This is a genomic window from Chamaesiphon sp. (assembly GCF_041738855.1).
Classification (GTDB): domain Bacteria; phylum Cyanobacteriota; class Cyanobacteriia; order Cyanobacteriales; family Chamaesiphonaceae; genus Chamaesiphon.
The window spans coordinates 1-25,768 of the sequence record NZ_JBGSPA010000063.1; the positions used below are offsets into that span (position 1 = coordinate 1).

Below are 25,768 nucleotides of genomic sequence, written 5' to 3' on the forward strand. Positions count from 1 at the left end.
CTCGCTCGTTAAGTACATCAGTAGCGTCAATCTTGCCCTTACCATCAGTTTCAGCAGATTCGTTGCTCGCTGACGATCTGCAACACACAACCACCGAACGATCTAAACCCCACTCTCAACTACCTCAGATTGCGAATATCGATGCTGATAAGGATGATGACAAACGACCGATTCAGCCAGTTAGAAGAAAAATGCTGCTAGGACAGGAGGAAAATGGCTAGTACTATAGAGCATTTATACGCAGTTGTAGATTACGGTAGCAGCTCGCTCAAGTTTGTCTATAGCCAAGAACTTAACGAAAATCCTCACTACTTCATGATGGAACCTGAAGCGATCGAGATCCCTGCTACTTCGATCGAGGAATGTAGGCAAAATTTTAATATCCATCCAGTCGGACATGCTTTTGTAGGAATCAGCGGTCGTTACTATGCTGTTGGCGAATTAGCTCGAACTAGATTCCATTCGACGATGGATTATCAAGAGCCAAAAACTAACAATGCTATTTGCCGCACCTTAGCAGCAATAGCAGTGGCGGTACGACTGTGTAGAATTAAGACTGGCAAAATCAGGTTATTCCTTTGCTGTGTGCTGCCTCCTGGCGAACTCCTAGACCGCGATATTCTGGAGGACGATCTCAGACAGGCGTTGACAAGCTTTGAAACGCCAATCGGCGAGCTTCGAGTCCAGCTCAAGTACTTTAACTGTCATCCTGAAGGCGGTGGATTATCGTTGTTTTACGAACACAAACGCGGCGATTTGGGAGATCGATCGCTGGGTGTAATCATGATGGGGCACAGAAATTCAAGCTGCTTTAAGCTTGCCAACAATACTTATAGCTCTTTTCGGTCTTGCGAACTAGGATTTATCTGGATGGTAAATTACATTCGATCGCGAACTTCAGGCTATAAAGATAACGATCTTACTGTTGCAGTTGCAACTTACTTACTCGGTAAAGAAGAGAATAAAGCACCTCTACTCAAACTCTTACTCAGAAATACAGAAACCGGACGGGAAAAGGAATTAGAGCGACTAATGGAAGCGATCGCCTCAGCTAAGATCGAATTTTGGCAGTCATTGAGCCAGTGGTTGCGGATTCAGCTTCCAAACATCGATGAAATTGTCTTCGGTGGCGGAGTCGGTCGAATATTTGCCCAAGAAATAGTCGCTCGCTTTGAAAATAAGTTATCTAACGTACCTGGAGAAAATCATCAGGCAATATATATCAATGGTGGATTGATTTATCCAGAAGGTACGTCGATCCCTGTAGAGCTACAAGATAGATTTGCTGACGTGCAATGCTTGTGGGAGAAAGATATATTGGTAATTGCTAATGAATACTGGAGCGACAGAGCGAGAAAAAAATAGACTCATCCAAACTGGATGAATCTTCTCAAAGCTAAGACAAATTAGCATGGCAATCCCTTCTGATTCGTACTAATATTCAGACAATAAAATTCGATCTGGCATTAGTTTTAGATAATCCTAGTCGATTGCATTTCCAGAACTCGATCTATGTGGAATTGTAATACTTCCCAATTTATTCCAATTGTAGCATCATGATTATCCATTGCCATTTGTAATACTAATCTAGCAAAATCTCGACTTAGCTGTGGATTAAGAGAAAGGACATCATCGGTATGCCAGATTTTGTAGAAAGTATCATTGCCACCTTCTAGCATTTGGATATGTTCGATTACTGTTTCGATACTAATATCTCCCCAGCATTCTCCGGCTTTGCCTTGTGTTACTTCTTGGATAACATAGCTATTATCTGCACTCGATTCAATTTGAACGAGTTTGAGATTTCTCAATTGAATCAACTTAGTGCTTCCCTCAGATCGGATGACAGCATAGTTAAGTCGATCTAGATATTCTTCAACAGTAAGTTGGTAAGTTTCAAGTTTCATGATTTTAGAAAATTTGGATGAGCTTTATAGTATTTTTTAGACTAACTTAGATAATTTTTCTTTAACTGATACGAGAGGCTGGATCTGACTGTCTAGATATTGACGATCGCCGTAGAGATGAAATAATTCATCATCAATGGATTGAATTAGACCTGCAATCTCTTTTTTATCAGAATCATTGAGATCCTGACAAAGCAGCGATAGATCGTCTAAGCTGATTTTCTTGCCTTCAATAATACATCCATGAGATTGAATGATGCGGACAATTTTCTCGACTTTTTTATTGTTTGATTCGTACATAATGCTTATTTCCTAGAGGTTGGTAATGTGATTAAGAATCCAAAAAAGCACCAGTCACATTTGAAGACTGGTGCTAAACGGATGAGAGATTGTGGTGGTAAAGCTATGGGCTAGCAGGGAAGTTCCAGAACATTTTGGCTGCGCCACCAAGAATGATGAGAACTAAACCACCAACAATAGTCCTCAATAAAATCTCTTGATTGCTAACTCTTGTTGACAGTCCATCAACTTTGGTATCGAGAGTATTGATTTTACCACTGAGTTTTTCATCAAGGTTCTTAACTTCACCTTTAAGTTCAGACACACTCAATTTCAGTTCATTCTGACCTTGCTCAATTCGATCGAGGCGTTGGTCGATCTTGATGAATATATCTTTGAGTTCTACTTCGATCGTTAGCGACATTATGTTATCCTAGTAGTGAATTTGAGCGATTTTGAGAAATCCCAGTAATCCTACTTACGGGGATTTCTCCATTTTAGCTAATTACTAGCAGTTGATATCGCGCGCCAGGTAGTTTGCGGCAAGTACAAAACGCTCGAACCCAACCGCTCGACTTCTGTTGCCCGATCGTAGCTCTGAATATCTTCAGCAGTCCGAGTAACCGCATTCAACATGCCAAAGCGAGACAAGTCACCAGAACGAATTAAGTGATTCAGAACTAAGCTGGATTCATCGCCACTCAGACCGATCGCTTTTGCCGTCACTTCGACGGCTTTGGCTGGATGACCTACGATCGTGTCATGCTTAGATGCTTGCAGATCGGCTACAGCATTGCGGAAGGTGGTGATGCTTATCGCATTTCGTACCAAGTCGCGAATCTTCAACTTGAAGGCGTTATCGATCGCTTGTACGGTATCAATCGCATACAAATCGGTGCTTTCATTCGCACGACCCGCATGATTCTTCCGCTGCTTCCCGTCCTTCAGGGCTAGACCATTGAGACAGACAAGGCGTAAGATCCAGGGTTCGACCGAGATCGCCCCATCGCCAAGCTCGGAATTGCTCAAAGTGAAACCAGCTTGCACTACATCCCCAAGTGCTATCGCAGCTTCAATTTTAGTGTTTATAACCTTGAGATACATTTTCGTATCCGTGACATTGCAGCTTACGATCCGAATCCCATCGCCCATCTCAGATAGCTCGGTCAGCACAATTGCTAGCAAATCCTGGTTGTCAACGATGCGATAGCGGCTGCTCAGGAAAGCGCGGACCTGACCTCGCAAAGTACGGATGAGCGAGGTTTCGCCTTGTTTCTCGCTCATCCAATGATTCACATTGGTAGACAACAGTGCGGGGCTGTGGGCGAGCATCCGATCGTAATAAGGTTTGGGAATCGACAACCGAGAAGCCACTTGTGCGTGAGCATAGTCCGTAGCTGGCATCTGTTCTTTTCCGCTGTTGGTATCGAGTTGAAACCGACCGTCAGTTTGCATTGACAGGCTAGAGGTAGGCGCGTGGAAGTCTCGCTTGGACTCTTGTTGAGCGGTGAGTTCTTCGGCGAGTTGAACGAGAGTCAGACCAGTCTTCATGATATAGTCCTCAAAAATAGTTATGGATACGAGAAAGCCGCCAAATCTATCTAGGTTTGGCGGCAAAATAGGTGAACTTCCAAATAACTGCGGCTATGCCGCGTCACGATTGCTGTCGCAGACGGCAAGCCGTTCGATCGATAAATCTACCTTGACTAACTCCAAAAGTTCTTTGCCTAAGTCATCTGGCGATCGTGTAGCATCCCGCAAAGCCGTCCAGTATTTGCCATTTTTGCAAGCGTACATTTGGAAGAGTGTCCCAGTCGTAGCTTCACCGACAAAGAAAGTCTCAAAGCCATTAATTTCCCGATACTTGAGCGGCGGCAGAATGTTTAGCATTTCGTCATAATCTGCTTCAGCGCATTCGATCCACTCGCCTTGTAGTTTGAGTTCGTGGGGTTTAATCCAGTTGTGGTAAAAATCATCCCATTCTAGAGCTTGAAGGTTGCCACCGTGAGCTGCGTTGTATTCATCCCAATTTAATTGGGTGTAAGCGATCTTGCCAGTGTTGGTGTCGATCGTGGTCAGGCAGGTGCCATCGAAATTATCTGGGTTGAAGATGTATCGTGTGGACATTTTTTGACCTCAAGAGTAGTTATAGATATGAGAAAGCCGCCAAACCCAGATGTATTTAGCGGCAAGGATTCGATCTGGCAGATATCAAGCAGCAATTGGGGTCTTTGCAGCTTTCTTAGTTCGAGAGGTCGTCGAGGTTTTGCGCTTGGACTTAGCTGGAGCATCATCAGGGAGGGTAACTAGCTCGACTGGGGGTGCGCTCTCACTGGAAGTTGCAACAGGTAGAGAGACAACAGCGATGACACTCTCGATCGAGATGCCCATAGTGCCAGCATCGCGACCGAGCCGAAACTTACCGCTGACGACGAGATTGGCTTCGGGTAAGAATAGCCGCTGGTTGATATCGATCGCTTCAACTGCAAACAGCACTTTGATAGCTCCATCGATCGCAGTACCAACGATCTTGTCTTCGATAACTTCAGCGGTCAGGATGATAAGGTTAGAAATAACAGAGTTCATAAGCAGCCTCCAGGATAGGATAAGTGGTGAGCAGAGAAATCGAATCGATAGCAGTAGCGGTGCTGGTTAGTAAGCAACTGGCAACTCACACAATTGCAAGTCCGAAACACAAACCACGGGCTTGAAGCGGTCGGGTTCTGACGCGATCGGCTCGAACCACAGCTCGCCAGTAACAGCAAGCGCATCGCCTTTACGCACTTGCTGAACCGATCGAATCAAAGCGGCATCTGCAAATTGCAGTGCAAACCAATCCTTACCCTCGACAGTCGGCACTGCTAGAGCAGCTTCGAGGACTGGTAAACCATCTGTGGTTTGGGATAAAGATTGAGGAGCGCGACCGATCGAGCCAGAAATTGTAATTAACACGAGCAAAATCCTCCAAAAGATGTGTGAGCAAAAAGCAATATTGCTTCAGCTAGATTCGGCTTTGCCGATGGTTCTCGTTGTCATTCCAGGACATCAAAGTCTGGCAATTGCTTCGATAACATCCTCACGATCTACAGGCAAGCCCGTACTAGTTCTCCCCCAGAGTGGCAGTCCCTTCCAGATAACAACCGATTCGTCTTGGCAGTCGAGTTTGTTATAGAGCCAGTCAGAAACCAGCCAGACTTCTAGCACTTCAATCGGATTGGGGTTGATGTTATTTGTCTGGGCACAATCGAACCAAGCCTGTCGAGCGGTTAAGAATACGGGATCTGATTCGTTGTTAAGATCTGCGGCTTTGACATCGGGTTTTAACAATACTTCGATTGAGATCGCTTCCCACCAGAAATAGTTGCCGATTGCTTCGTCGAGATCGACGTGAAATTCTCTGCCTTCTGCGCTCATGCAAGCCTCTTCATAATCGAATCGCGGTGAAAAGATTTCGGCGATTTCGGCGTTACTTAAATAGACTTGGCGGATTAGATGATTTTGGATTATTGCTTTAGGAGTCATGGCGATAAGACGGTTTTTACTTAGAGATCTATAGTTAATTGCTTGAGATCGCAGTCTTTACCAAATTGTTCTTTATGCCAGCGATTGGCACTTATTAAAGACATGATGATTTCGCTCCAAGCTGCTCGATCTCCTTCTTCAACTCCATGCTCGTCATAGTACTGGTTAAGCAGTTTGCCAGCATTAATAATCGATGTACCTGCATCAAAAACAATGCCTTCCATCTTTTTGTTGACTGCAAATTTGGTAGCACTATTGCTCCGTTTCCAAAAGATCGAACTCCAAATTCGCTGTAGAGCTTCTAGAAGTTCGTAAGCGATCGTCATTTCTAAACCCGCCAGAATTAACAACTGATTGTGTTGATAATCTGGAAATCTTCGCAATCTTTGTAAACTCGATCCGATTCCTGCTGTGGATGCGTACATAAAACCTCCAGTTAATAAAAAATACCTGCGAGCTATGGGAAGTTCGCAGGTAATCGGGGTCGATAGGAAGGTGGCTAGAACGGGATGTCCTCTGTCTCATCGTCATCGATCTGAGTGGCGACAGGTTCGGGAGCAGGCGCGATTTGGGCGACTGGCTTGGCTGCGGCGAAGACTGCGTTACTGACGGGGATATCCAGCAATTGCAGTGTTCGATTTGCTAGATCGTCATTGCGACCGAGAAAGAAGCTCTCCCAGTTATCGATCGTGGGCTTGGTATGACTGGCAACCTTACAAGCCCAGGCTTTCTGCCCGTTACCCGCTAGTTCGCGCACGACCTCGAACTCGAAGACACATAGAACGTTGAATTCCAGATTCTTCGGACGTGCCGAGATCCCGTTACTGTGAGCGTGGCACATAGTTATCTCTAGAAGAAACTGCTGATAGTGCGTTGCAAAGGTAGCCTGTGTAGAACCTTTGGCAATGTATTGGAGGGGGATTTCATGCAAGGGGCAATTATCGAGATCGAGTAGCAACACTTGAAAGATCTGGATATTGGTAATACCAGCTCGACCTTTGAAGTCGCGATAATTACCAAGCAGTTCCAGTTCCGAGTTGCCGTTTTCGGCTTTGACAGTTCGCGCCGCGAGTAGCCCCGATTTAGGTACTACCAACATTCGAGGCTGGCGGAAGATTAAGCCTCGCTCAATCGCCCCGCTAGAGAATGTATAGGTGTCCAAAATTTCAGGCATATTCAACCAGCTCGCTTTTCCCATCTGGTCGAGGCTGATAAAGAAACCACACTCGGCAGGATTTTCCCCACGGAGGCTTTGAATGAATGGCAGCTTGGCATCGGGATTGCAGTATTCGGGTGAGGCAAAGCGATCGCGGACGGGCTGAGGATTAGTCATGATAAAAATTCCTAAAGATAATGGATCGGTCGAATGGATACGGCTCTGCCGAAACCACAAAAAATAGCTCGCAGATTGAGGGATCTGCGAGCTGATAAAGGTCGATAAATTCAGGCAAAAAATTCGTAGTAGACCTCAATAATTGCTTCACTAACTGAAAATTGACGGGATTCAAACTCACCAGAACGAAGATAAATGAAGTGATGGTAGGCAGAAATTAAACGAGCGAACATGTTGGTTTCTCCTGGATGTCTAAAGATGGATACGAACGACTTAATGCTCATCTAAATTCGGCTTTGCCGATGACTTTCTCAAGATCGATCGACAATAAAAAGCTGACAGTTCCAAGTAATTACGCGGAAGTGCCAAAAACTAGAAGTATTCGGGGACGATCGAGCGATCGGCTACGATCTCATCAGGTACTTGGGACAAATAGTCAGGATGAACCAGATGCAATGCCAGCCAATAAGGATCGGGCGATCGCATACCAACTAGTCGAGCGCAATAATAGACATTCGGATCGCGCCGAAGATAGCCGATCCGTAAGTCTTGGTGGCAGACTTCGACCGCAATCTCACCGTCTTTTGCTCCTGGCGCGTCGTTACAGGCATCGAGCCAATTTAATGTCAAGTGGATACGATCGCAAACCCACTCTGGATCTAGTCCTTGGAGATCGGGCAGCGGTAGCGGCTGGAAATAACGATGAGGACGGTCGCTTAGTGCATCGTGACATTCTGCGGTGGCAGGGAAATGACCGCGAACTACTTTGGATAGGCTGTTGCCACAGGAGAATCGGTCTTCATTCAGCGGTCGTGCCATTGGGCATTCACAACAATTTTGAGGAGTAGGTAGTGCTATCATGAGATTTGTTTTTATTGAGATGTTTGAGTGCGAAGTAGCTGCCTCGCACTCAAGGTTTATTAAAATTAGTACTCGGACATCAGAGACAGAAAGACACGATCGGTAAACAGAGGAATAGGTGAACGAGCGGCAATTAATATTGAGGATCGGAGTGGTAATAGTCTTGGCGATCGTCATGAGATGACTCGCAAGTTTCGAGCATTAATTCCTCCAAGAATTGCAAGTATTCTGTGCATTCAAGCGGCTGTCCCGCGAGTAAATCGGCTTCGATGTGCATAATTCATCCAGATAAATAAACGAGGAAGCGCAAGTGAAATTGCGCTTCCTCGTTTAGATGCGGCTATGCCGCCCAATAAATTAGTTAACTCCTCTGGCAATCGGGGAGGTTCGAGCCTTAACAAACCTCGTTGGCGTAGCCGCGCCGCGATGTAATCGCCCGCTCTCAAGGCTTTGGGAAGCGAAGTCCGAGAGGAGCGACTTAAAAAAAGCAGGAACTCGGACGATCGTGTTAGACAAACTCGTAATTTTATCGTCGGTATCGTCGGTTGAGGGTCTGCTTTAGCCAGAAACTAGTCAGGGTAACGCTCTTAGGGCTGACGATATTACCGACGATATTGATACTACCGACGATATTGCCGACGATATTTCAATTGCTGACGTTCGACCAAAGGCTGACGATAAGAAGGAAAATATCGTCAGCCATCGAACGATAGAGCGGCACAGGATTTCGCGGTTGGCTGACGATAACGACGATAAAAATTCCCGCTCGACCTATTCGATCGTCCGCACTGATAAAAATTGGGGATTTAGTCAGGTATAGCGGCTCAAGTGACAATCTCCAGCAGCAACAAGCTGGAAACATTATGAGTTCGAGATTGTGGCGGTTTGAGACTGGCGATCGAAGAGCTATTTATTAGTGAAGCATCACATCGATCGACCGATATTTTCAGTTTGAGCTGGGTTTACTACGATAGAACTCTTTGTCTTACTAACGGGTACGATTACAGTCGATTCTCGCTCTGTCGATTTAGAGTGAGGTTCGGTTATTTCTCGTTCGGACACGGGAATGTCTACAGCCCAATGAGAAAAATCATCCGGTGCGCGATCGCCATCGGGGTAAATGTCATTAAGCAGCACTCCCAAGCTTTTTATCTCTGCCATCTTCGCAACATCTCCAGCCAACTCCGCAGCACCGTAGAGGTGCCGCAGCTCTCCGGCTGTTGGCAAGTAGCGTCGCTCTGATGAAGGGGCTGGAGTGTCAGACTTCAGAGGCATAGATTGCTGCGGCAGTGGGATGAGTTCCCCACGATCGATCCTAGCAACAGGCTGATGGTCGATGAGATGTTGGACTTGAATTTCAAGAATTTTCTCATTCGAGCCACGAGATAGAGTGCCTTTAAGTAAATTGCTGGCATTTTTGAGGTTGGCTTTTGAATCCTTGTTGATTAACTCTCGCCCCAGTATTCCGATCGGTATGCGCCGTCCCCCAGAACCAATGTAATCGACTGAAATCTCTTGGTTCCGACGCTCGAATGCAAACTTCCCTGCGAAGTCTTCGATCTGAATCTTGCTAATAGCGGGGGCGGGATTGACGACAAATTCGCCTAGCTCGGTGCGGATGTGAATTTTCGGGTCGAGGGGTCGAACGATTTTAGCAGCTACCACCGTGCCAGGGGTAAGCAGCGGTGAATCCCCGTAAGTACTCAAGCCCAGGTCGATCGTGCTGCCATCTGGGGCGATCGCACTAATCCGCAAGTCGCGCTCGAATCTAATTGCCAGTTCCGCGCCATCTCTTAACTCCAACGCGGCTGCCGTAGGACGATTGAGCGCGATTGGCGGTACATTATCTAGATGTTGGCTAATTTCATTAGCAAAGATTTTAGTCGCCATGCCCATACCTGCGCTGGAATGCCATGCAGCGGACGCATACTGCATCCGTTTGTCGTTAGGGATCGAGTTTTCCAATTCGCTAAGTACGCGATCGGCACTGGCAAATACGGCATCCACATCGTTTTCTAGGGCATAGGGCGGATGAAATTCGATTGTTGAGTTTGATATGAATAATTTTTTTGTACTCCCAATTTGCTCGATCGGATACTTGTCTAAGTTATGCTCTTGGGCTGACTTTGGTGAGACATATCCGATCGGGATTTTATCTGCTGCATTTACTAGATAGACCGCATAATTCTCTTTGCCATTATTCTCCCCATTGCGATAAATCTCGAATCTTGCATTACTCTCACCATCACCTAAATCCCAGACTGGTGAATTTCCGTTCGCATCTGCATCGCATAGTCGTTGAACTACAAGGCTTTTACCGTTACTGGAGAGAATTGTAAGCGTCGGTTGCTGGTCTTCCGAGAACTCTTGGTATAGCCGCTCTTTCACCTGCCCGATCGCCTGAGTACAATTACGATATCGACGAGCGAAATCATCTACAACTGCTTTTTGAGCGTCATTGTGAGTAATCGGCACCAGCGAACGAAACCGCTTGTTTAAATTATCTGACTCGATTTCCTGTAATTCTTGCTGCTGTTGCCCACCACTATAAAATCGATTTGCAGTTTCCACCGCCCAGCCGATCGGTTCTTGAGTATTAGTGGGGAGGTCGCGAGTAAGGTAAATATCGGGCTTTTTGACATTCTGGCGAAGCTGATGAGACTTGTACTGAAGGCGTTCGCCGAATTCGTGAATAGTGTCATCGATCCCAACGCTGCTTTTGGCTGTATCGACGGCAGTTTGCAGATTTTTTGCTACTGCACTGTCACAGTAGTTTTTGAGAAGCCGATTGACATTACCTAAATTCATCTCGGCAAACGCCAATCGCTCTGCTGCTGGTAATTTATCGAGCTGTTTACTCGCCTGGACGATATTCTCGATCTTCGCGGCTAACTGCATCGGCGGCAACCCACGATCGATTAAATACTCATTGTTGGGAATCTCTTCGATTGGAATCTCACTGTATGCTGTGCCTATTTGCTTGAGCAAACCGATCTTCCGCTGCTGTTCGATGTAAACTGTCTCGGATGCGAGGGATTGCAAGATTATCGACTGGTTGGCAACTTTTCCAGTCGGATTGTTGGCAGTAATATCCCAGGCTCGCCAAATAGCTTGAGTTAGTGACTCGCCTTCATGCCAGGGGTGGTCGGCTTTTTTAGCTTTAGCAATCGGTAACGGCTTACGATCGGGGGCATTAGCTTTGATAAATTCTCTGACTGCCAGCGGGAATTTCCCGCGTTCTAAATCTGGCTGAAGGATTATTTGGGCGATAACTTCCCTACCCGCTTCATACCGCTCGCCACCCACAAGGGGTAAATGGCTCAGTTGCTCGCGCAGTTGGTGAGGAAGATTGTCGTTTGCTAGATAACCAACGAAGAAGCCATTGCGATCGCCATCGAAATCGGTAATGGCGATATGTTTTGCCGTCCAGGGATTTAGATAGACTACGCCCTGTTTGGTGAATGCTTCGCGGTCGAGATCGCGTAATACTTCTAAATTATTAATTGCGATTGCCGCAGCACCGACGTTGGGAAAGGGCGATCGATAGTAAGCGACGATCGCCCCGTGCGGTAGGTCGCGGTTACAGATCTCCCACTGCTCTAATTTACTATGGTGCTGGGCGATCGCAGCGGGGACGACGATCCCACTGGTAGCTACATCTAACCTGTCGCGTCTGAGCGATTTGTTAAGCTGGCGGCTGATATTGGGCAGTTGGGTAAGCTGTCCGTACTTGTCGGCTTTAAGAAGTTCGGAAAGTGTTGCTCGATTGTTACGTGGTTCGTCATCGTCCACACCATCAATGTCTTCGGGTGTATCGATAACTAGCTCACGCTCTCGCCTTGCTTCTTCTTTGGCTACGAAGTTAGCTGCTACCTGCCAATTGTCGATCGCCACATCGGCAAGTTCGGCGGCTTTGGCTGCCATCATTGGATTGAGTTCGTTGAGAGTTGCCGCTGGGATCGTGCCCTTAACTTGGGCACCCACTGATTGATTGGAATATTCGGCTTTAATCTTCCGGTTGACCCACCAAAAACTCTCTAGTTCTAAGATCCCTGCTTCATTGAGTCTGCCATCGTCGCCCTTAAAGTCATTTGTAGAGACGATCGCATCTACTCCCAATCGCTCGCACCATGAACTGGTAGCTACCGTCCCTTTAGCGATTCCAGGAAAATCCGGCGTGGCTGCACGGAACTGTAAGACAGCACTCCGCGCAAGCTTGTCGATCTTTTTCTCGATCGCTTGGGCGGTTTGGAGGTCAACAGAATAATTAGAGATCCTTCCGGTACACTTGAATTCCTCCAACAACTTTCCGGCTAAGTCTGGAGCGTAACTCTCGCCAAATGCTGTATCGATCCACTCGCCTAAGTTACCTAACTCCTCATCGACATTATCTTCACTGTGTTGCAAGCCGCGATCTATGGCGAGTAGCACTTCCTTATCCAACAACAGTCCGCGTAAGAGTTTGGGCGATGCCAACATCGTGCCATCGCCCATCTTGTCGTAAAGGTGGGCTAATTCTTTGATTGGTACTTTCCGTCCTTCTCGGTCTATGAGTGGAACTGCACCACTCGACCTTTGCTCATCATCGATAATTAAGATCTTTGAATTACCCGATTTTGTCTGTGTGGTTGACTTACCATCGCTGACAACCAGTGAGCCATAAGCAACCGCATTATGGGCACTGCGCTTACCATCTGCGTAAATCGCTTGGATGTTACGGCTCTTGTCCCCTTTGGCAATCAGATCCGCAGTCGTCCGATCTGTAAAGTACCCAGATTTACCACTGGTACAGATGAGATATCTCCCTTGAGCTTCCAACCGTAGGCGATCCGAGTCATTTACTCCGTTGTAGAAGCTAGCTACGTGCAAACTCTGTGGCTCGATCCGATGTGTCTGGAGCCACTTTTCTAAGTAACAATTCTCCACCAATTTTACCCTTGGCGTTCGATTGCCTTCTGGTGCAAAATCGGTGAGGTCTTTACCAGTCTTTAAATCAAATTCTTGAAACTGGAGCATGACGAGCGTGGAAAATTACCAGCGGATGATGTCTTCTTCTACATCAGGGAAGGTTTGAGTAAATATAGTAAGCGGTTTAAAATCTCGTTTGGGTTTATTCCCCTTTGTATAGTAGGACTCAGGAATATCGTCAATGTCGATGCCGTCAGCGAGCATATCGCCCAAATCGTTATAATCTTCAGAGCGATAAGAACGCTCGTATGCCCATCCTTCCATGTCAACTTCAGCCATTAGTTTCTCATCCTCAATATTTTGGGCTTCTTCTTCCTCGGTGTAGGTGCGCGGCGGCGGGGGGATGATATCGCCTTCCTTATAGAAAATGTCTTCGATGGAATTTATTTTAACCACGATCTATTCATAATCTAAGATTGATGCTCTTAGGATAACAAACTTCTTAATTGTTTCATGTGCAGCGGAGCTAGCTGGTGACGTTGCCAAGATCGAACAGGTTAAAAACTTAGGAACTCTGCTCGACGAAGTTTACTCCGATGGGTCGAAAGCACCGGATGATTTCTCTCATTGGGTTGTGGAATTGCAACGCCCAGAAGTACAAGTTTCAGTTGAAATTTCGATATCCAAAGATCTCTATTACCTAAGTGCGGGAGAATTGCGATCGGCTTATGCCGTCAAATCTATCTCAGGGAAAACGAAAGATCTAGACAGAATTATCGAGCTGGGAAATGTGTTAAATCGCGCTTATCCTGATTGAGATCGCGCACCGGATGACTTTATAACTTTAGGGGTGAGTATGAGTATGATTGAGATGAAGGACTTGGGGATCGATGCGACAGAACCTACAGTAATTATACGTGCTCCCAAATCTAAGAATCCGACATCTCTAGATCGATTGCAAGTTGACGATCTTGACATATTACTGTGACAAGTTTGGCATCACCGTCGCTTCCAGATTTTAAAGCAATCGAACGATATATCGATGGATTCGATCGCGATCTAGACTAGTCGTCGATAATGTTTACAGTCTCGCTGGATATCGACTGCCGTTCGCGAAGCGTCTCGTAGCATTGCCTTTGTCATTGCAATTGCAAATACCGCGAATCAGTATTTCCGTAAATACTTAGAAAATGCTAGTTGGTTCTCGATTCTCTTACACAGAGGCTATTGCAAAGGCAAACACTCCGCTACCGCCAACGAGACGAGTGTTGACAGGAAGTTAACGATTTAGATCCGTCAGAAACTCAGAAGCTGGGTCGATGCCGCTAATGAGTAAGAAATCCCGCGCGCGAGTGCAAGCTACATAGAGTAAGTGCCGTTCGGTATTATAGACTTCCTCCAGATCTGATTCGTCGGCAATATCTTCGATTCGCGATTGGAGGGGTAAAACCTCATCGTCACAAGCCATTACCACCACAGCCCGAAACTCTAGTCCTTTAGCTAAGTGCATCGTACTGACGGCAATACAACCTCGCGTGAAAACAATTTGGGAGTTTAATTCGACTGGAGTTGCTCCAGATTTGGTAATAGCCGCGATCGCGCGATCCAATTGAGCGGGATCGCGCACGAACACACCGATTTCATCGGGTTGGAGTCCGGCTTGCAATCGCTCGACAATCCATTGACTGACTAGCTGGATTTCTCGCTCCACATCAGCACAAATCTCGATTGTCGGCGATAGTCCATTGAACACCGATACTGTATTGCGTCGATCCTCGACATTCCCATCGACATCGGCTAGAGATGAGGGTAGAAGTCGATCGGCTGCGGTGCGAATTTGATGGGATGTCCGGTAGTTGATGGTCAGATTTTGCGATCGCCCGCGCAGATCTACACCGACAGCTTTCCAGGAGAAGGGTTGTTGGAAGATGCGTTGTCCCAAATCGCCTGTGAAAAACAGGCAATCTGGCTGCTGAGTGTTGACGATCTCCGTTAGCATCAGCAGTTCGGCGATGCCCATGTCTTGCGCTTCATCTACTACAGCAAAGTCAAAGGGGCGATTTTGAGTAAGTGCTAAAGATTGGGCGACGCGGCGCAACAGCCCCGACTCAGTAATCAGCTCTCGCCGCTCTAGCTCTTGCCAAACTCGCTCGAAAATCGACCACAGCATTTCTCGTTGCGCTCCACCGATGCGGGTTTTGCGTCCCAACCGTTGTACGTCACGATATGTTTCCCAGGTGTCTAAGTCCCAAGCATCGACCACATCGCGCCATTCTCCCAGGAGGAAAGATAAGCTAAAGCGAGCGGGTACCGTGGCTGCGACCGATCGGACGATCGATCTCAAATCCTCCGGTGTAGCTAGTTTGGGCGGTGCAAATGCCTGGGTATAGAGTTCGCTGGCAATAGTACCGATCGCACAAACGCGAATTCGCGCCATTAGAGCGGGTTCGTTCCCGATTAAGCGATCGAGCTTGAGCGATAGCGCGTTAGCTAAAGCATCGGAAAAGGTGGTCAGTAGCAGCCGCGCCTGGGGCTGTTGGCGGGCGAGAAATACGGCTCGATGGAGGGCGACGATGGTTTTGCCCGTACCAGCAGAGCCAGAAATCCGCGCTGGCCCTGTATATTGACGTTCGACGAGGGCGCGTTGGGCGGGATGGAGGAAGACCGTCCATTTTTCCCAAGGGAAATCTAGGGCTTTTTCTAGTGCCGCTCGATCGGTCATCACGCGGAAGCGACGTTGAGCGTCGGGATGGCTGAAGGGATCGGGGAGGGTCGGGAGAGCTTTTGGTAGCGATGGTTTGCCGCCTGTGGCTAGTTCTAGGAGGACTTCGATCGCTTCTTGAGGTAGATGGTCGGCTAGGTCGAATAGCGAGTCCTCGGTGGCTTGGCGCACGTCTGGGAGCCATTCGCGGGGAATACCGTAGCTCAAGAGATCGTCTTCGGCATATGCGGCAAATAGGAGCGGTTTGTGCTGGGTGGGCCGTGTTGTGGGTAGGGGTTGATAGGTGGCTTCCTCGACTCGCTCGCGTACTTCGACTAATTGGGCGGCACCCGTTTTGGGATGTTGCTCGATTTTGCGGCGATTTGCCCAGGCATAGGCATCGTCATGATGGGCGACATAGCACAAGAGCAAACTGCGATCGGTTTTGTGGATAATCAAGCGCAGATCCATATTGATGCTAACCGAACAGAAGTTCGGGTCTTTGCCGCGATCGAGTTTATGAAACCGCATCCCTGGTGTGGCGGGGTTGAGTTGGAGGTCGAATGCGGTGGTTTTGACGGCTTTTTGCTCTTGCCCAGTGAGTTTGCTCAGGCTGTCGGCAAAGGTATCGGCGATGCGAAATTCCACAGTTTTGGCTTACTCCACTCTAAATAGCGTCAGTTTGGGATAAGAACAGCTCTGAGACTGGAAGTCTCGGCTAATGATGCAAAGTCCGCCTACGCGGACTGATTAACTAGTCCGCGTAGGCGGACTTCGTATTATTAGCCCCGATTTCAATCGGCGGCTAGAGCGAAGCCAATATTCTTAACTCGAACTCACGCTAAACACTTTCATCACTTCATCGCCCAGGTGATTGATGACCTTGACGGCGATCCGTCCCGACTTGGGTTTGGTAAAGGGGCGAGAAGTGTCACTATATAAGCTTTCCCAAGCAGCTTCATCGATCTCTGCTTTGAGGGTAGTTTTTAATGATTTGTAAGGGTCGCTGGCTCCGAGGAAGTAGGCATGACGGACGAAGAAGCTTTCTTCGTTGTAGTCGGTATCGATGAACCAACAGGCGATGCCGTCGGCTCCGCTGGATTCGACTTCGCCGGATTGAGGACGGAATACGTCTACACCGTTGATTTTGACTTGAATTTGACGATCGCCCACATCGGTGATATCGATATCGGGTTCGCCGAAGATGACGAAGAGGTTGCCCGCACCAGTATTTTTGAGATCGTCAGCCATGTGTAAATCAGCGTTCATCCGGGCTTTGAGGACGGGAATGCGTCCGAGCTTGGTAAAGTCGGCGGAGTGGGCATCAAAGCTAAATGCACAGGCAATTAGGACATCAAATCCGGCATCGCCAGCTTCGCGGGTGGCGGCGACGAGATCGGGGCGGGAGACGGTACCAAATTCGGGGCCGATGAAGATGCCCGCGCGTTTTTCTGTTTCGCCTTCGAGATAGCGTCCTTCGGCACAGATGTACTGTCCTGGCCAGCAGGTGAGGGTGGTAAAGACGATTTTGTCTTCCTTGTGGGCTTGTTGCACGCCTGCGGTGCGGAGGTTTTCGAGGATGACGGTGGCGAAGTCGGCTGCGGCGGAACTGGTGGGGTTTTTACTGGGGTCGATCAGTTCGTCATTTTCGTCTACGGCGAGAACGCGATGGGGGGAGAGGCTTTCGACGGTGAAGGGGCCAGCCACACGGACGATCGATTTATTCTCGTAGGGTTTATCGTAGAGAAATTCTTGGTCGGCTTTAGCAGCTATGGAAGCATCGATTTCTTTTTGTCTGGCGATCCGGTGTCGCCACCACTGGGTATGCAGTTCTGTCACCGATTTCGACCAGTTTAGATCGGCTTCGCGCGGGATTTCCCATTCTTCCCAAGTAGTGCCGAGTTCAGCGTTGATGGCTTGGCGCAGGGGTTCGAGAGTGGTTTGAAATTTCTCCCAAATGACATCGATTTCGGCGTTATTAGCGATCGATTTGAGGGTGATGTGGGGGACGCGATCGTACACGAAGCCCTGGCGAATGTTGCCGTAGGTGGTGTGGGTGGCGGGAATAGTGCGGGTAATTTCGGCTTCTTTTTGCTGTCCGGCGTGGCTATCGGCGAGGAGGTAGTAGGGGTAGCGGGCACCCATAATGCGGGCGCGAGCGAGGGCGAGGGCGACGCGGGAGGTGTCGATGGTAATCCAGCGGCGACCCCATTGTTCGGCGACGTAGGCGGTAGTACCGGAGCCACAGGTGGGATCTAAGACTAGATCGCCTGGATCTGTGGTCATGAGGATGCAGCGTTGAACAACCCCTGAATTAGTTTCAACAACATAATTTTTGTCTTGTGCGGGTGCTGTATCACGCCAGGGATGAGTCAGCTTTCTATAGCAAAAGTCTTGGTGAAAACTGACAAATCTAGGAAAAGTTCCCTCCACAAATAGTCGTCTTGCTCTTGTTAACCTTTCCATTTTGTCTTCAGAAGTTATCCAACAACGTCCGGCAGTTGGATTGTATATAGTACCTTCAAAAGTAAAAGGGAAAACTGCCTTTTCTGAAAATGATGGTGCCCACTGAGATACAGTCCCAAATATTTTGGCATCTTCAGGAATTTTATTGAAATCTGTCCGCTCATCCTTTCCCAGTCGCCGAAGATGTCCTGCAAAATCTTGAACCCCAGTCCAACGACCAGAAGGATCTGGGTCAGTCCCAACATAAAGTTGTCGATATTTTATATTTGAAATATTACGGCTATACCAGATAAGATAATCTGCCATACCTTCTAGAGTTTTCCCTCCAAGAGGCATTAATTTTTTGCGGAATGAAATAAGCGCAACGAAATTATCCTCGCCAAAAACTTCATCCATCAATGTTCTAATGCGATGAACATTCTCTTCTCCAATCTGCAAAAAGATCGATCCACTATCAGTTAATAAATCTCGCGCCACTGTTAATCGATCGCGTAAATAGGTCAAATATGAATGAATCCCATCTCGCCAAGTATCCCGAAACGCCTTTACCTGCTCCGGTTCGCGGGTAATCTGATCCACCTTGCCATCCTTCACATCCCGACTCGTCGTTGACCACTGAAAATTAGAATTGAACTTAATCCCATAAGGCGGATCGAGGTAGATACACTGTACCTTCCCCCGCAAACCTTCTCGCTCTGCCAAACTTGCCATCACTTGCAGACTATCGCCTAAGATCATCCGGTTCGTCCAGTTGGCATCGTGGTGATAAAACTCCGTCCCCGTCGCATCTTTTGGTAAGCCATTAAAATCCGCAAACAAGTCGAGTTGACGTTCGTTACTCGGTACTTGGAGATCGTCCGTTTGTCGCCGCAAATCTTCGATAATCGCCTGCGGTTGGATCTTCTCCTGGATATACAACGGCGGCGCACTCACTACCAAATCCGACCAATCTTGCTCGTCTTTCCCCCGCCATACCAATTGCGGATCGAGATCCCGATTGCGGAGTTGGTAGGCAATCCGAATCGGGCTTTTTTCATCCTCCGCCATCACCGATTGAAATTCAGCCGTGGGGATGTGTTTGCGTTGTTCTTCATTGTGTTTGAAGGACTCGATCTTCTGGGAAGTTTGGGGTTTTGGTTGACGGGGTGGCATAGAGCGTACTGTGATGGCTAGGACAAAGGATGAGGAGATCGGGGAATCGGTGCGTTATGCTTTGCAGTAAAACTACGGTCTATTTCATTAAATGAGAATCAAGTTCGGGATAGCGAGCAAATAAACTATCTACACTTGCTAGCTTTGCGCCATATTCTAGGGCTGTCGCGATTATCAATCGATCGAATGGATCTTTATGAACTGGGGATAAATTGACAGCGTGGTAAGCAATATCGGGCGTTATCGGCAAAATCGTAATTCCGGCTGGCTCCAATGCCTCTTGAAACCATTCATTTGCCGAGCAAGGTAACTCCAATCGCCCTCGCTGTTGCGCCAGAGCGATTTCAAAACAAGAGATTGCCGACACGCCAACTCGCTCTGCTGTGGCGATCGTATCCTGCCAATGTGATGGAAATCGATCGAATTCAGATGTCATCAACCAGAACCAAATATGGGTATCGAGCACAATCACTTGAGACATTCCCAATCCCCTTCATCGACGATCGGACTGACAATATCACCTAATGTTTTACCCTTGCCAGCGATCGATGCTGGTGGAGATCGGCGTTTTACTGGTGGAACTGTTTCTTCTAGAACTGTTACGATCAATCGAGCAGATTGTACGGTAGGCTGTTCTCCTAGCCACTTAACTTGTCCATTTTCATAAATTGCTTCATAACTTTTTAGCATCATATTAATCTCCTAAAACTCAATATTTTTATAAAGTTCTGAGCTGACTATTACAGTAAATTTTATTGAGATCGCGCTCCATTAAATAGCTTGGATCGAACGTTCGATCGTATCTTTAAATTCAGCCTCGATTTCAAATACCCTGGTAAACTCCACAAACGCCCACCTTCCCATGCTACCCAAATTATTTACCCCTGGAATCCAATAAGTCTTCATCGTACTGGCTTTATCCTTGGCATCTTCGCCCCGATAGCCTTTAATTTCGACAATTAAATTGAGCAAATCCGATTTGCCATCATCGATTTTGACGATAAAATCTGGCAGATATTTCCGTTGAATCGAGCCAGATAAATAGGGCACTTCCAACCCCAAGTTATGATTTTTCACATACGCCCGCACGCGGGGATGTGCCTCCGCCACCCGACAAAATTCCGCTTCCCAATCGCTATCGCAGACTACCCAGTTAATCTGACAGCGACGAGGATCGGTTTGCCAGCGGGTTTCCTTCGAGGTGGTAAAACTGACATTTACCGTCGAACCAGTGGGGTTATAAGCATCCAAGATGGCTTTAATCGGACGTTCGCCGACGTTCGCTTCGGTAATTGCGGTCTTAATTCGATCGCACGCCATCTCTTTGATCTCTTGATACTGTAACTGCGCTGGTGAGGTACCACCAGTACAACGTAGATACCCACCATCTAGCCACTGGCGGACGATTCGCTTCAGTTGTCCAAACAAATATAGTTTCGGCTCTTCATTGGGATCGCGGTAGTAATTGTACAAAAGATGCTTAGTCAGATCGAACATAATCGTCGATTGACGAATATCATTCATGTGCAGCATATTCAATTCGACACTTTCGCCCAAAATCCCCTGATTTTGCGTCACCGATGGCCCGACTAGCTCCGGGGTTAGCTCCAATACCGAATCTTTAGTAAAAACAGCCGCCAGCTTATCTTCCGGCAGTTCTACTCGATACCCCTCGACGCGCGGAAACGTAATTTCCAAGGCATCGCGATCGGGTTTAATTGCTTTAACTTGTACCGTCTCCCTGGGCGGCTTGGGCGGTGCGACGACAGGTTTGGAAGTAAAGTCAAACGGAATCCCCAGGACATCGGCATACTCGACATCAAAAAGCCCTTCCTCATTCAAATCGTAGGAATATCGCCGCAACGCTCGCCCGATCACCTGTTCGCACAGTAACTGCGTGCCAAATGCCCGCACCCCTAAAATATGCGTCACCGAGTTTACGTCCCAGCCTTCGGTCAGCATCGAAACCGATACCACACACCGGATCGACTCACCCAGCTTGCCTTCTTTCCCGACCGTATTCATCACCTCGCGCAGCAAATCCTGGTCGGCGATCGCTTGTCCCGCTGCATTATCGCCGCTGCGTTGGACTAAATCGCGCCGAAACCGTTCGATCTCGTCTGCCGCCAGCTCCCGAAAACTGCCATCCAACGCCTCACCCGACTCTAACTGTTCGCTATCGATTAACAAAGTACGCGGACGCGCCAAGCGATTACCGTGTTCGTCATAGTTGCGAAATAGCTTCAGTCTGCCCGCATGGGGCGTAATACTGCCATCCTCCTGCACGCGATCGAACCCCGAAATAAAGTCGTACACTAGCTTAGAAGTAGAAGTATTGTTACACACCACGATAAACACTGGCGGCACCCGAATCCCCACACCTTCCCACAGCTCGTAAGTTTTCTCATAGTGACCGTAGAGAGCTTCTAGTGCCGTTTGCAGTTCCGCTGGTAAACTCAAAGGATCGAGCATTTGACCGGATTTACCCCGCCCCTTTTTCGGCATTTTCGTCCCAATGTGTTCCCATAAGTTACGGAACTTAGGCATCTCGCCCCCAGGGACATTATCCGCGACAGGGACGCGCGGTAATTTGACAATGCCACACTCGATCGCATCTATCAACGAGAAATCACACACCGTCCAAGGAAACAGCGTTCCTTCGACATAGCCCGAACCCCGCAAGAAAAATGGCGTTGCCGATAGGTCGTATACCGTCTCCACACCGAGTTTCCGCTTGACGATCTCCAACCCAGAGATCCACAACCGCGCCGCTTCGTTATTTTTCTTGGCTTCCTCCTTTTCCTCGCCCTTCAAGTCCACCAGCTCTTCATGCTGCGGCTTCTCCCGATAGCAATGGTGCGCCTCATCATTAATTACCATCACATTCTTCATCCCCATCAACTCCGGCATCACCCGTTGGAGCATTTGCCCCTCGGTTTCCAGGGTTTGCAACTCCTCCCCCCGCCCTTGCAGCAGCAACCGTCCGACTTTAGAAATCTCTAGCCGCTCGCGCAGCTTGAAGGCATGATAGTTGACGATCTTAATCTTGGCGCGATCGATATCGCCCAACATATCGTTAGGCACCAATTCACGACTGGCATAGTAGCTATCGGGGTCATTCGGTTGGAGTACCCGCAACCTGTCGCGAATCGTAATCCCTGGGGTCACGATCAAAAATCCACGGGTAAACCGTTTACTCTGAGGATGACGCACCGCATTGACCGTTTGCCAAGCGATGAGCATGGCCATCACGGTGGTTTTCCCTGCTCCTGTTGCCAGTTTCAGAGCTACACGCAGTAAGTCGGGATTCGCCGCCTCATTCGCATTATCGATATGGTCGAGGAATCTCTTCCCCACTTTGCCAAGATTCGGTGCGACTTCCGCCAACCAAATCGCCGTCTCTACAGCTTCCACCTGGCAAAAGAACGGCCGAATCGCTTGAAACGAATGATGTCGCCAGTGTTGCAACAATCTAGCTGTTTCCGGCGTAACTCTCCACGAATCTGGATTTGGCAACTGTCGCCAAGCCGCCACCTGATCGCGAATACTATTAATAATCGACGTTGGATCGTACTGTTGTGCTGCTGTAGACAAGCCATCGGCACCAAACAAGATCAGTTCCTTCTGAATGTCCCCCTGTCGCCGTTTTTTCGGTTTGGGAATCGGCGTGATAAATTCCGCACGCCGCCGAGTAGAGAGAATCTGGTTAGTAGGTAGCCCGTCCGCATCTAATTCCCAATGTTGCGCTGGATATTCATAGGGCGAGTTGAGAATCGGTCGCTCGAAGAATCGATCGGACATGAGATCTATTGCTGTTCGATATTCAATGCCCCTCATCATAACAGTTGAGTACCTGTCCAACCCAGGGAAATCCGCATCATTTGGTGATGTTCGATCGATTATCAAGCGACAGATGTATGGGCGTGCCGGACTAGAGTTACTCACCAAACGTTTTATTCTGACTCTGTAGCCGATCTTATCCCGCAGATCGTTGGCGCAGCCTCGCCTCTGGCGAATCGTCCACTTTCACCAAAAGCTCGGAAAAACACAATGTCGCTGTTGTCTGATAAGTGTGTAACGATCGAGCAAAAATTCCAGTTCCACATCGCACTTTTCCTCTTTATCAAGGCATAATAGCGATGCCGATCGCATCAACCCATCATCGATCTGATATCTTTGAGCAACTTATACATAGTCAGTGGCGATGCTGGAAATGGCTCGAACCCAAAATGACCATAAAACTTGCCCGCAGTCTCATCTTTAGCATGAACGAGAATCGCCCTAATTCCAGCAATGTCAGCGGCATTTACGGTTCGTCGCAAAGCATCCAACAATAAACCCTGTCCGAGCTTCTGCCCTTGAAAACGATTATCTACAGCCAACCGCGCCAAAATCATCACTGGGATCGGGTAACGTGCCAACCCTTTACTCAACCCTTCCGGTGACTCAGAATGCGTAACTTCTCCCACCGTGAGGGTGTAATAACCAACCACCCGTTCGCCAATTAATGCCAGCCAAGTTTGGGCACTATCTTTCTTTTGATTTTGGGATGCGTATCGGTGCAAAAACTGATTTAGTGCCTCTACTCCACAATCAAATTCGGCGATCGGTTGCCCAGATGTAAGTTTTTCAATCCTTGGCTGAGAATCGTCTGTGGCTATGGACATCGATCGAACACACTGGGCGTATTTAGCAGTTGTAAAAGACGAGGATGAGTGCTCGGCGGAGCATCAAGAGCTGCCTGGAAAGCATCCCATTCTTCATCGTTGAGGCTAAATTGCCGCCGTTCGGCTAGGGTACTTTCTGCCTCTGTCAGAGCTGTATCCAGTACGAACTCACTGAGGGTTTTATGACGAGATTGTGCCGCAGCCTGCAACAACCTCTTCGCAGTTGGGGAAAGGCGAATATCTAGCCTTTCTGCCCGTAAGTTAGAAGACATACTCAATACCTTGGCAATTTAATCTTATTTTACCATAACGTGTGTACGTTGGCGACACAAGCACGATCGGTGTGCAAGCTTACAACTATGCCCTCACGAGCATAAAAGCGATTCGACAGCGGATGGAATCGCGCTGAGGCTCCCTCAGCGTGCGTTCCACCAAGCAGAGCCGACGCTACGCGAACGAAATAACGAAGCTTAATAATGAAAACAAGGGTGAAGTTGACTGAGTGCTAATAAAAGATCGGCAACTTTAGCATTTGTATATCGATCGGAACGGGGATAAATCAGACAACTGCGTATCTGTCGATTACGATCCGTATAATTGAGTTTTTGAAGATCGATATTGGGTAGGCTAAATAGGATATTTTTTTGTCCAATCGTTTTTAGCGTCAAAGAATCGACCCTAGTAAAAATCGTCTTCCATACATCTGCTTCATAAGCTTGACTCAGTAAAAAACTATATTTTAAGTGCCGATATTTAGTAGTAAATCCTGCTACTAAAGAAACAATCTTTTGTAACTCCCGATGATATGGTGGTAAAATCTGCCACCAGTGAGCGCGAGTATCGATCTGGAGAGGAAGACGATCGAGATAGAGACTAAATTGTAGAGGATCGCACTCAGACACGATCGCGTGAACTCGATCGTCGCACAACAGCTCGTCTAGTTGCCAATCTGGGAGCGAGGGAAACATGTGCCGTTGATAAGAGGCTCCATAACACGTCAACAAAGTTTGCAGAGCGCGATTCGGCAGAGCCGACGCTTCGCGAACGACTAACTCTCCCCCCGATGAAACATAATTAATCAAGGCAAATACCCCGTATTCCTAAACGATTGCCAATTAGCCTCCAACCATTTATCTATTTTCAGTTTCACGATCGGATTGAGTTGTTTTTGGTGATATCCATTTTTGACAATTTCATATAACGGAGTACCGAGATCTACTGCTTCAAGAATTGCCGGATCTGCGAGCCAAGGGAGGATATTTGCAATCTTAACTTTTCCATCTTGAGAGAGTTTGTCTAGTGTTGGCAGCGGATCGAATCTATCCCAGTTAGGAACTGCGCTAGTTATGCCTAAATTAAATACGCAAACATGATACAGATTGGGATATTTGGTAACAAAATCGACGAACATCTGCTGCGATGTGCCGCTCCCAAAGCTACACCACCAGTTTACAACTTTGAATGGTGGCGATCCGTTCTCCATCAGTCCATTGATATTATTACTGTCGAGCCAAAGATCGATGCCATCGTTTGCAGGAAGTGAAACAATCAGATCCCGCTTGACACTGTAGATAATATCTAATAAGCGATCGCCTAAATAGCTAAACTTAACATCCTTAGAGAAGATAATTTGTTCGCTCAACAGGTTTGACTCTACTTTAGGGTCAGTGTCCACTTTATCTGCTAACGATCGACCGAATCGACTGCCAATAGAGCTGACGGAAGACTTAACATCCTTGTGCTGCCAAAGAGCCACGGTTTCTCGATCGTAAGCACGAGCCACATTATAATTAGGATCGGCATCAACTAAGGTAAACGATCGATCGAGCTTAATAAATCTTTCGCAGAATAGACGTGCCAAAGTAGATTTGCCTACTCCTCCTAAAAATCCATTGCAAAGATGTAGCATCGGGATATTTGAATTTTCATCCGTTAATCGATCGGAATGCTCTTCTTTTTGGGTACTCCCCAT

The 25,768-nt window shown here is 47.7% G+C and carries 27 protein-coding genes; 3 read left to right on the forward strand and 24 right to left on the reverse strand.

Going from position 1 to position 25,768, the window contains the following annotated elements:
- Together ACEW9I_RS06415 and ACEW9I_RS06420 are read left to right on the forward strand one after the other, a co-directional pair.
- A partial coding sequence (locus ACEW9I_RS06415) for a hypothetical protein (protein ID WP_373539521.1) occupies positions 1-221 on the forward strand: 221 nt, incomplete at its 5' end.
- Positions 214-1,365: a hypothetical protein gene (locus ACEW9I_RS06420; protein ID WP_373539522.1), complete on the forward strand. Its 1,152-nt coding sequence runs from the start codon at positions 214-216 to the stop codon at positions 1,363-1,365. The genes ACEW9I_RS06415 and ACEW9I_RS06420, both read left to right, overlap by 8 nt.
- A gap of 107 nt (positions 1,366-1,472) precedes the next feature.
- Here the strand turns inward: ACEW9I_RS06420 and ACEW9I_RS06425 are convergent, their stop codons facing one another.
- The 20 genes from ACEW9I_RS06425 to ACEW9I_RS06520 form a co-directional block, all read right to left on the reverse strand.
- Complete coding sequence (locus tag ACEW9I_RS06425; protein WP_373539523.1) at positions 1,473-1,907, reverse strand: hypothetical protein; 435 nt, start codon at positions 1,905-1,907, stop codon at positions 1,473-1,475.
- Positions 1,908-1,943: 36 nt separating this feature from the next.
- Positions 1,944-2,207 carry a hypothetical protein gene (locus ACEW9I_RS06430; protein ID WP_373539524.1) on the reverse strand — a complete coding sequence of 88 codons (264 nt, stop codon included), beginning with the start codon at positions 2,205-2,207 and terminating at the stop codon, positions 1,944-1,946.
- A 103-nt stretch (positions 2,208-2,310) separates the two neighbouring features.
- On the reverse strand, positions 2,311-2,610 hold the full coding sequence (locus tag ACEW9I_RS06435; protein WP_373539525.1) for a hypothetical protein: 300 nt from the start codon (positions 2,608-2,610) through the stop codon (positions 2,311-2,313).
- 77 nt (positions 2,611-2,687) lie between these two features.
- On the reverse strand, positions 2,688-3,737 hold the full coding sequence (locus tag ACEW9I_RS06440) for a DUF932 domain-containing protein (RefSeq protein WP_373539526.1): 1,050 nt from the start codon (positions 3,735-3,737) through the stop codon (positions 2,688-2,690).
- A gap of 93 nt (positions 3,738-3,830) precedes the next feature.
- The gene (locus ACEW9I_RS06445; protein WP_373539527.1) at positions 3,831-4,313 is read right to left on the reverse strand and encodes a DUF1419 domain-containing protein; all 483 of its coding nucleotides are present in this window, start codon (positions 4,311-4,313) and stop codon (positions 3,831-3,833) included.
- A gap of 84 nt (positions 4,314-4,397) precedes the next feature.
- Positions 4,398-4,772, reverse strand: a complete 375-nt coding sequence (locus ACEW9I_RS06450) for a hypothetical protein (RefSeq protein ID WP_373539528.1) — start codon at positions 4,770-4,772, stop codon at positions 4,398-4,400.
- Between the two features lie 66 nt (positions 4,773-4,838).
- Entirely contained in the window at positions 4,839-5,138 is a 300-nt protein-coding gene (locus ACEW9I_RS06455; protein ID WP_373539529.1) for a single-stranded DNA-binding protein, read from the reverse strand.
- 93 nt (positions 5,139-5,231) lie between these two features.
- On the reverse strand, positions 5,232-5,708 hold the full coding sequence (locus ACEW9I_RS06460) for a hypothetical protein (RefSeq protein WP_373539530.1): 477 nt from the start codon (positions 5,706-5,708) through the stop codon (positions 5,232-5,234).
- Between the two features lie 20 nt (positions 5,709-5,728).
- Complete coding sequence (locus ACEW9I_RS06465) at positions 5,729-6,133, reverse strand: hypothetical protein (protein WP_373539531.1); 405 nt, start codon at positions 6,131-6,133, stop codon at positions 5,729-5,731.
- A gap of 74 nt (positions 6,134-6,207) precedes the next feature.
- A complete protein-coding gene (locus tag ACEW9I_RS06470; protein WP_373539532.1) occupies positions 6,208-7,041 on the reverse strand; it encodes a DUF5895 domain-containing protein in 834 nt (277 codons plus the stop codon).
- A 110-nt stretch (positions 7,042-7,151) separates the two neighbouring features.
- Positions 7,152-7,274 (reverse strand): hypothetical protein, encoded by a 123-nt coding sequence (locus ACEW9I_RS06475; protein ID WP_373539533.1) that lies wholly within the window; start codon positions 7,272-7,274, stop codon positions 7,152-7,154.
- Between the two features lie 139 nt (positions 7,275-7,413).
- A complete protein-coding gene (locus tag ACEW9I_RS06480; protein ID WP_373539534.1) occupies positions 7,414-7,860 on the reverse strand; it encodes a hypothetical protein in 447 nt (148 codons plus the stop codon).
- 175 nt (positions 7,861-8,035) lie between these two features.
- Positions 8,036-8,179 carry a hypothetical protein gene (locus ACEW9I_RS06485; RefSeq protein WP_373539535.1) on the reverse strand — a complete coding sequence of 48 codons (144 nt, stop codon included), beginning with the start codon at positions 8,177-8,179 and terminating at the stop codon, positions 8,036-8,038.
- A gap of 647 nt (positions 8,180-8,826) precedes the next feature.
- Positions 8,827-12,918 carry a hypothetical protein gene (locus tag ACEW9I_RS06490; protein ID WP_373539536.1) on the reverse strand — a complete coding sequence of 1,364 codons (4,092 nt, stop codon included), beginning with the start codon at positions 12,916-12,918 and terminating at the stop codon, positions 8,827-8,829.
- Between the two features lie 15 nt (positions 12,919-12,933).
- Entirely contained in the window at positions 12,934-13,266 is a 333-nt protein-coding gene (locus ACEW9I_RS06495; protein ID WP_373539537.1) for a hypothetical protein, read from the reverse strand.
- A gap of 823 nt (positions 13,267-14,089) precedes the next feature.
- The gene (locus ACEW9I_RS06500) at positions 14,090-16,159 is read right to left on the reverse strand and encodes a 3'-5' exonuclease (RefSeq protein ID WP_373539538.1); all 2,070 of its coding nucleotides are present in this window, start codon (positions 16,157-16,159) and stop codon (positions 14,090-14,092) included.
- Between the two features lie 177 nt (positions 16,160-16,336).
- A complete protein-coding gene (locus ACEW9I_RS06505) occupies positions 16,337-19,129 on the reverse strand; it encodes a site-specific DNA-methyltransferase (RefSeq protein ID WP_373539539.1) in 2,793 nt (930 codons plus the stop codon).
- 79 nt (positions 19,130-19,208) lie between these two features.
- Positions 19,209-19,610: a type II toxin-antitoxin system VapC family toxin gene (locus ACEW9I_RS06510; RefSeq protein WP_373539540.1), complete on the reverse strand. Its 402-nt coding sequence runs from the start codon at positions 19,608-19,610 to the stop codon at positions 19,209-19,211.
- Positions 19,598-19,819, reverse strand: coding sequence for a hypothetical protein (locus ACEW9I_RS06515; RefSeq protein WP_373539561.1), 222 nt, complete (start codon positions 19,817-19,819; stop codon positions 19,598-19,600). Before ACEW9I_RS06515 ends, ACEW9I_RS06510 begins: the two co-directional genes overlap by 13 nt.
- 81 nt (positions 19,820-19,900) lie before the next feature.
- On the reverse strand, positions 19,901-22,930 hold the full coding sequence (locus ACEW9I_RS06520; protein ID WP_373539541.1) for a BPTD_3080 family restriction endonuclease: 3,030 nt from the start codon (positions 22,928-22,930) through the stop codon (positions 19,901-19,903).
- 25 nt (positions 22,931-22,955) lie between these two features.
- On the opposite strand from ACEW9I_RS06520, the gene ACEW9I_RS06525 reads away from it, so the two are divergent.
- Positions 22,956-23,099 (forward strand): hypothetical protein, encoded by a 144-nt coding sequence (locus tag ACEW9I_RS06525; protein WP_373539542.1) that lies wholly within the window; start codon positions 22,956-22,958, stop codon positions 23,097-23,099.
- Positions 23,100-23,280: 181 nt separating this feature from the next.
- Here ACEW9I_RS06525 and ACEW9I_RS06530 read toward each other — a convergent pair whose 3' ends face one another.
- From ACEW9I_RS06530 to ACEW9I_RS06545, 4 genes are all read right to left on the reverse strand, one after another.
- Complete coding sequence (locus ACEW9I_RS06530) at positions 23,281-23,796, reverse strand: GNAT family N-acetyltransferase (protein ID WP_373539543.1); 516 nt, start codon at positions 23,794-23,796, stop codon at positions 23,281-23,283.
- A complete protein-coding gene (locus tag ACEW9I_RS06535) occupies positions 23,787-24,068 on the reverse strand; it encodes a DUF1778 domain-containing protein (RefSeq protein ID WP_373539544.1) in 282 nt (93 codons plus the stop codon). Before ACEW9I_RS06535 ends, ACEW9I_RS06530 begins: the two co-directional genes overlap by 10 nt.
- A gap of 198 nt (positions 24,069-24,266) precedes the next feature.
- Positions 24,267-24,878 (reverse strand): hypothetical protein, encoded by a 612-nt coding sequence (locus ACEW9I_RS06540; protein WP_373539545.1) that lies wholly within the window; start codon positions 24,876-24,878, stop codon positions 24,267-24,269.
- Complete coding sequence (locus ACEW9I_RS06545; protein ID WP_373539546.1) at positions 24,875-25,768, reverse strand: carbon monoxide dehydrogenase maturation protein; 894 nt, start codon at positions 25,766-25,768, stop codon at positions 24,875-24,877. The genes ACEW9I_RS06540 and ACEW9I_RS06545 overlap by 4 nt, the downstream gene beginning before the upstream one ends.

What these genes read in the sequence shown, in the direction of transcription:
- ACEW9I_RS06420 (WP_373539522.1), top strand. Translation starts at nt 214, where the DNA reads ATGGCTAGTACTATAGAGCATTTATACGCAGTTGTAGATTACGGTAGC.
- ACEW9I_RS06425 (WP_373539523.1), bottom strand. Translation starts at nt 1,907, where the DNA reads ATGAAACTTGAAACTTACCAACTTACTGTTGAAGAATATCTAGATCGA.
- ACEW9I_RS06430 (WP_373539524.1), bottom strand. Translation starts at nt 2,207, where the DNA reads ATGTACGAATCAAACAATAAAAAAGTCGAGAAAATTGTCCGCATCATT.
- ACEW9I_RS06435 (WP_373539525.1), bottom strand. Translation starts at nt 2,610, where the DNA reads ATGTCGCTAACGATCGAAGTAGAACTCAAAGATATATTCATCAAGATC.
- ACEW9I_RS06440 (WP_373539526.1), bottom strand. Translation starts at nt 3,737, where the DNA reads ATGAAGACTGGTCTGACTCTCGTTCAACTCGCCGAAGAACTCACCGCT.
- ACEW9I_RS06445 (WP_373539527.1), bottom strand. Translation starts at nt 4,313, where the DNA reads ATGTCCACACGATACATCTTCAACCCAGATAATTTCGATGGCACCTGC.
- ACEW9I_RS06450 (WP_373539528.1), bottom strand. Translation starts at nt 4,772, where the DNA reads ATGAACTCTGTTATTTCTAACCTTATCATCCTGACCGCTGAAGTTATC.
- ACEW9I_RS06460 (WP_373539530.1), bottom strand. Translation starts at nt 5,708, where the DNA reads ATGACTCCTAAAGCAATAATCCAAAATCATCTAATCCGCCAAGTCTAT.
- ACEW9I_RS06465 (WP_373539531.1), bottom strand. Translation starts at nt 6,133, where the DNA reads ATGTACGCATCCACAGCAGGAATCGGATCGAGTTTACAAAGATTGCGA.
- ACEW9I_RS06470 (WP_373539532.1), bottom strand. Translation starts at nt 7,041, where the DNA reads ATGACTAATCCTCAGCCCGTCCGCGATCGCTTTGCCTCACCCGAATAC.
- ACEW9I_RS06475 (WP_373539533.1), bottom strand. Translation starts at nt 7,274, where the DNA reads ATGTTCGCTCGTTTAATTTCTGCCTACCATCACTTCATTTATCTTCGT.
- ACEW9I_RS06480 (WP_373539534.1), bottom strand. Translation starts at nt 7,860, where the DNA reads ATGGCACGACCGCTGAATGAAGACCGATTCTCCTGTGGCAACAGCCTA.
- ACEW9I_RS06485 (WP_373539535.1), bottom strand. Translation starts at nt 8,179, where the DNA reads ATGCACATCGAAGCCGATTTACTCGCGGGACAGCCGCTTGAATGCACA.
- ACEW9I_RS06490 (WP_373539536.1), bottom strand. Translation starts at nt 12,918, where the DNA reads ATGCTCCAGTTTCAAGAATTTGATTTAAAGACTGGTAAAGACCTCACC.
- ACEW9I_RS06505 (WP_373539539.1), bottom strand. Translation starts at nt 19,129, where the DNA reads ATGCCACCCCGTCAACCAAAACCCCAAACTTCCCAGAAGATCGAGTCC.
- ACEW9I_RS06510 (WP_373539540.1), bottom strand. Translation starts at nt 19,610, where the DNA reads ATGTCTCAAGTGATTGTGCTCGATACCCATATTTGGTTCTGGTTGATG.
- ACEW9I_RS06515 (WP_373539561.1), bottom strand. Translation starts at nt 19,819, where the DNA reads ATGCTAAAAAGTTATGAAGCAATTTATGAAAATGGACAAGTTAAGTGG.
- ACEW9I_RS06520 (WP_373539541.1), bottom strand. Translation starts at nt 22,930, where the DNA reads ATGTCCGATCGATTCTTCGAGCGACCGATTCTCAACTCGCCCTATGAA.
- ACEW9I_RS06525 (WP_373539542.1), top strand. Translation starts at nt 22,956, where the DNA reads ATGCCCCTCATCATAACAGTTGAGTACCTGTCCAACCCAGGGAAATCC.
- ACEW9I_RS06530 (WP_373539543.1), bottom strand. Translation starts at nt 23,796, where the DNA reads ATGTCCATAGCCACAGACGATTCTCAGCCAAGGATTGAAAAACTTACA.
- ACEW9I_RS06535 (WP_373539544.1), bottom strand. Translation starts at nt 24,068, where the DNA reads ATGTCTTCTAACTTACGGGCAGAAAGGCTAGATATTCGCCTTTCCCCA.
- ACEW9I_RS06545 (WP_373539546.1), bottom strand. Translation starts at nt 25,768, where the DNA reads ATGGGGAGTACCCAAAAAGAAGAGCATTCCGATCGATTAACGGATGAA.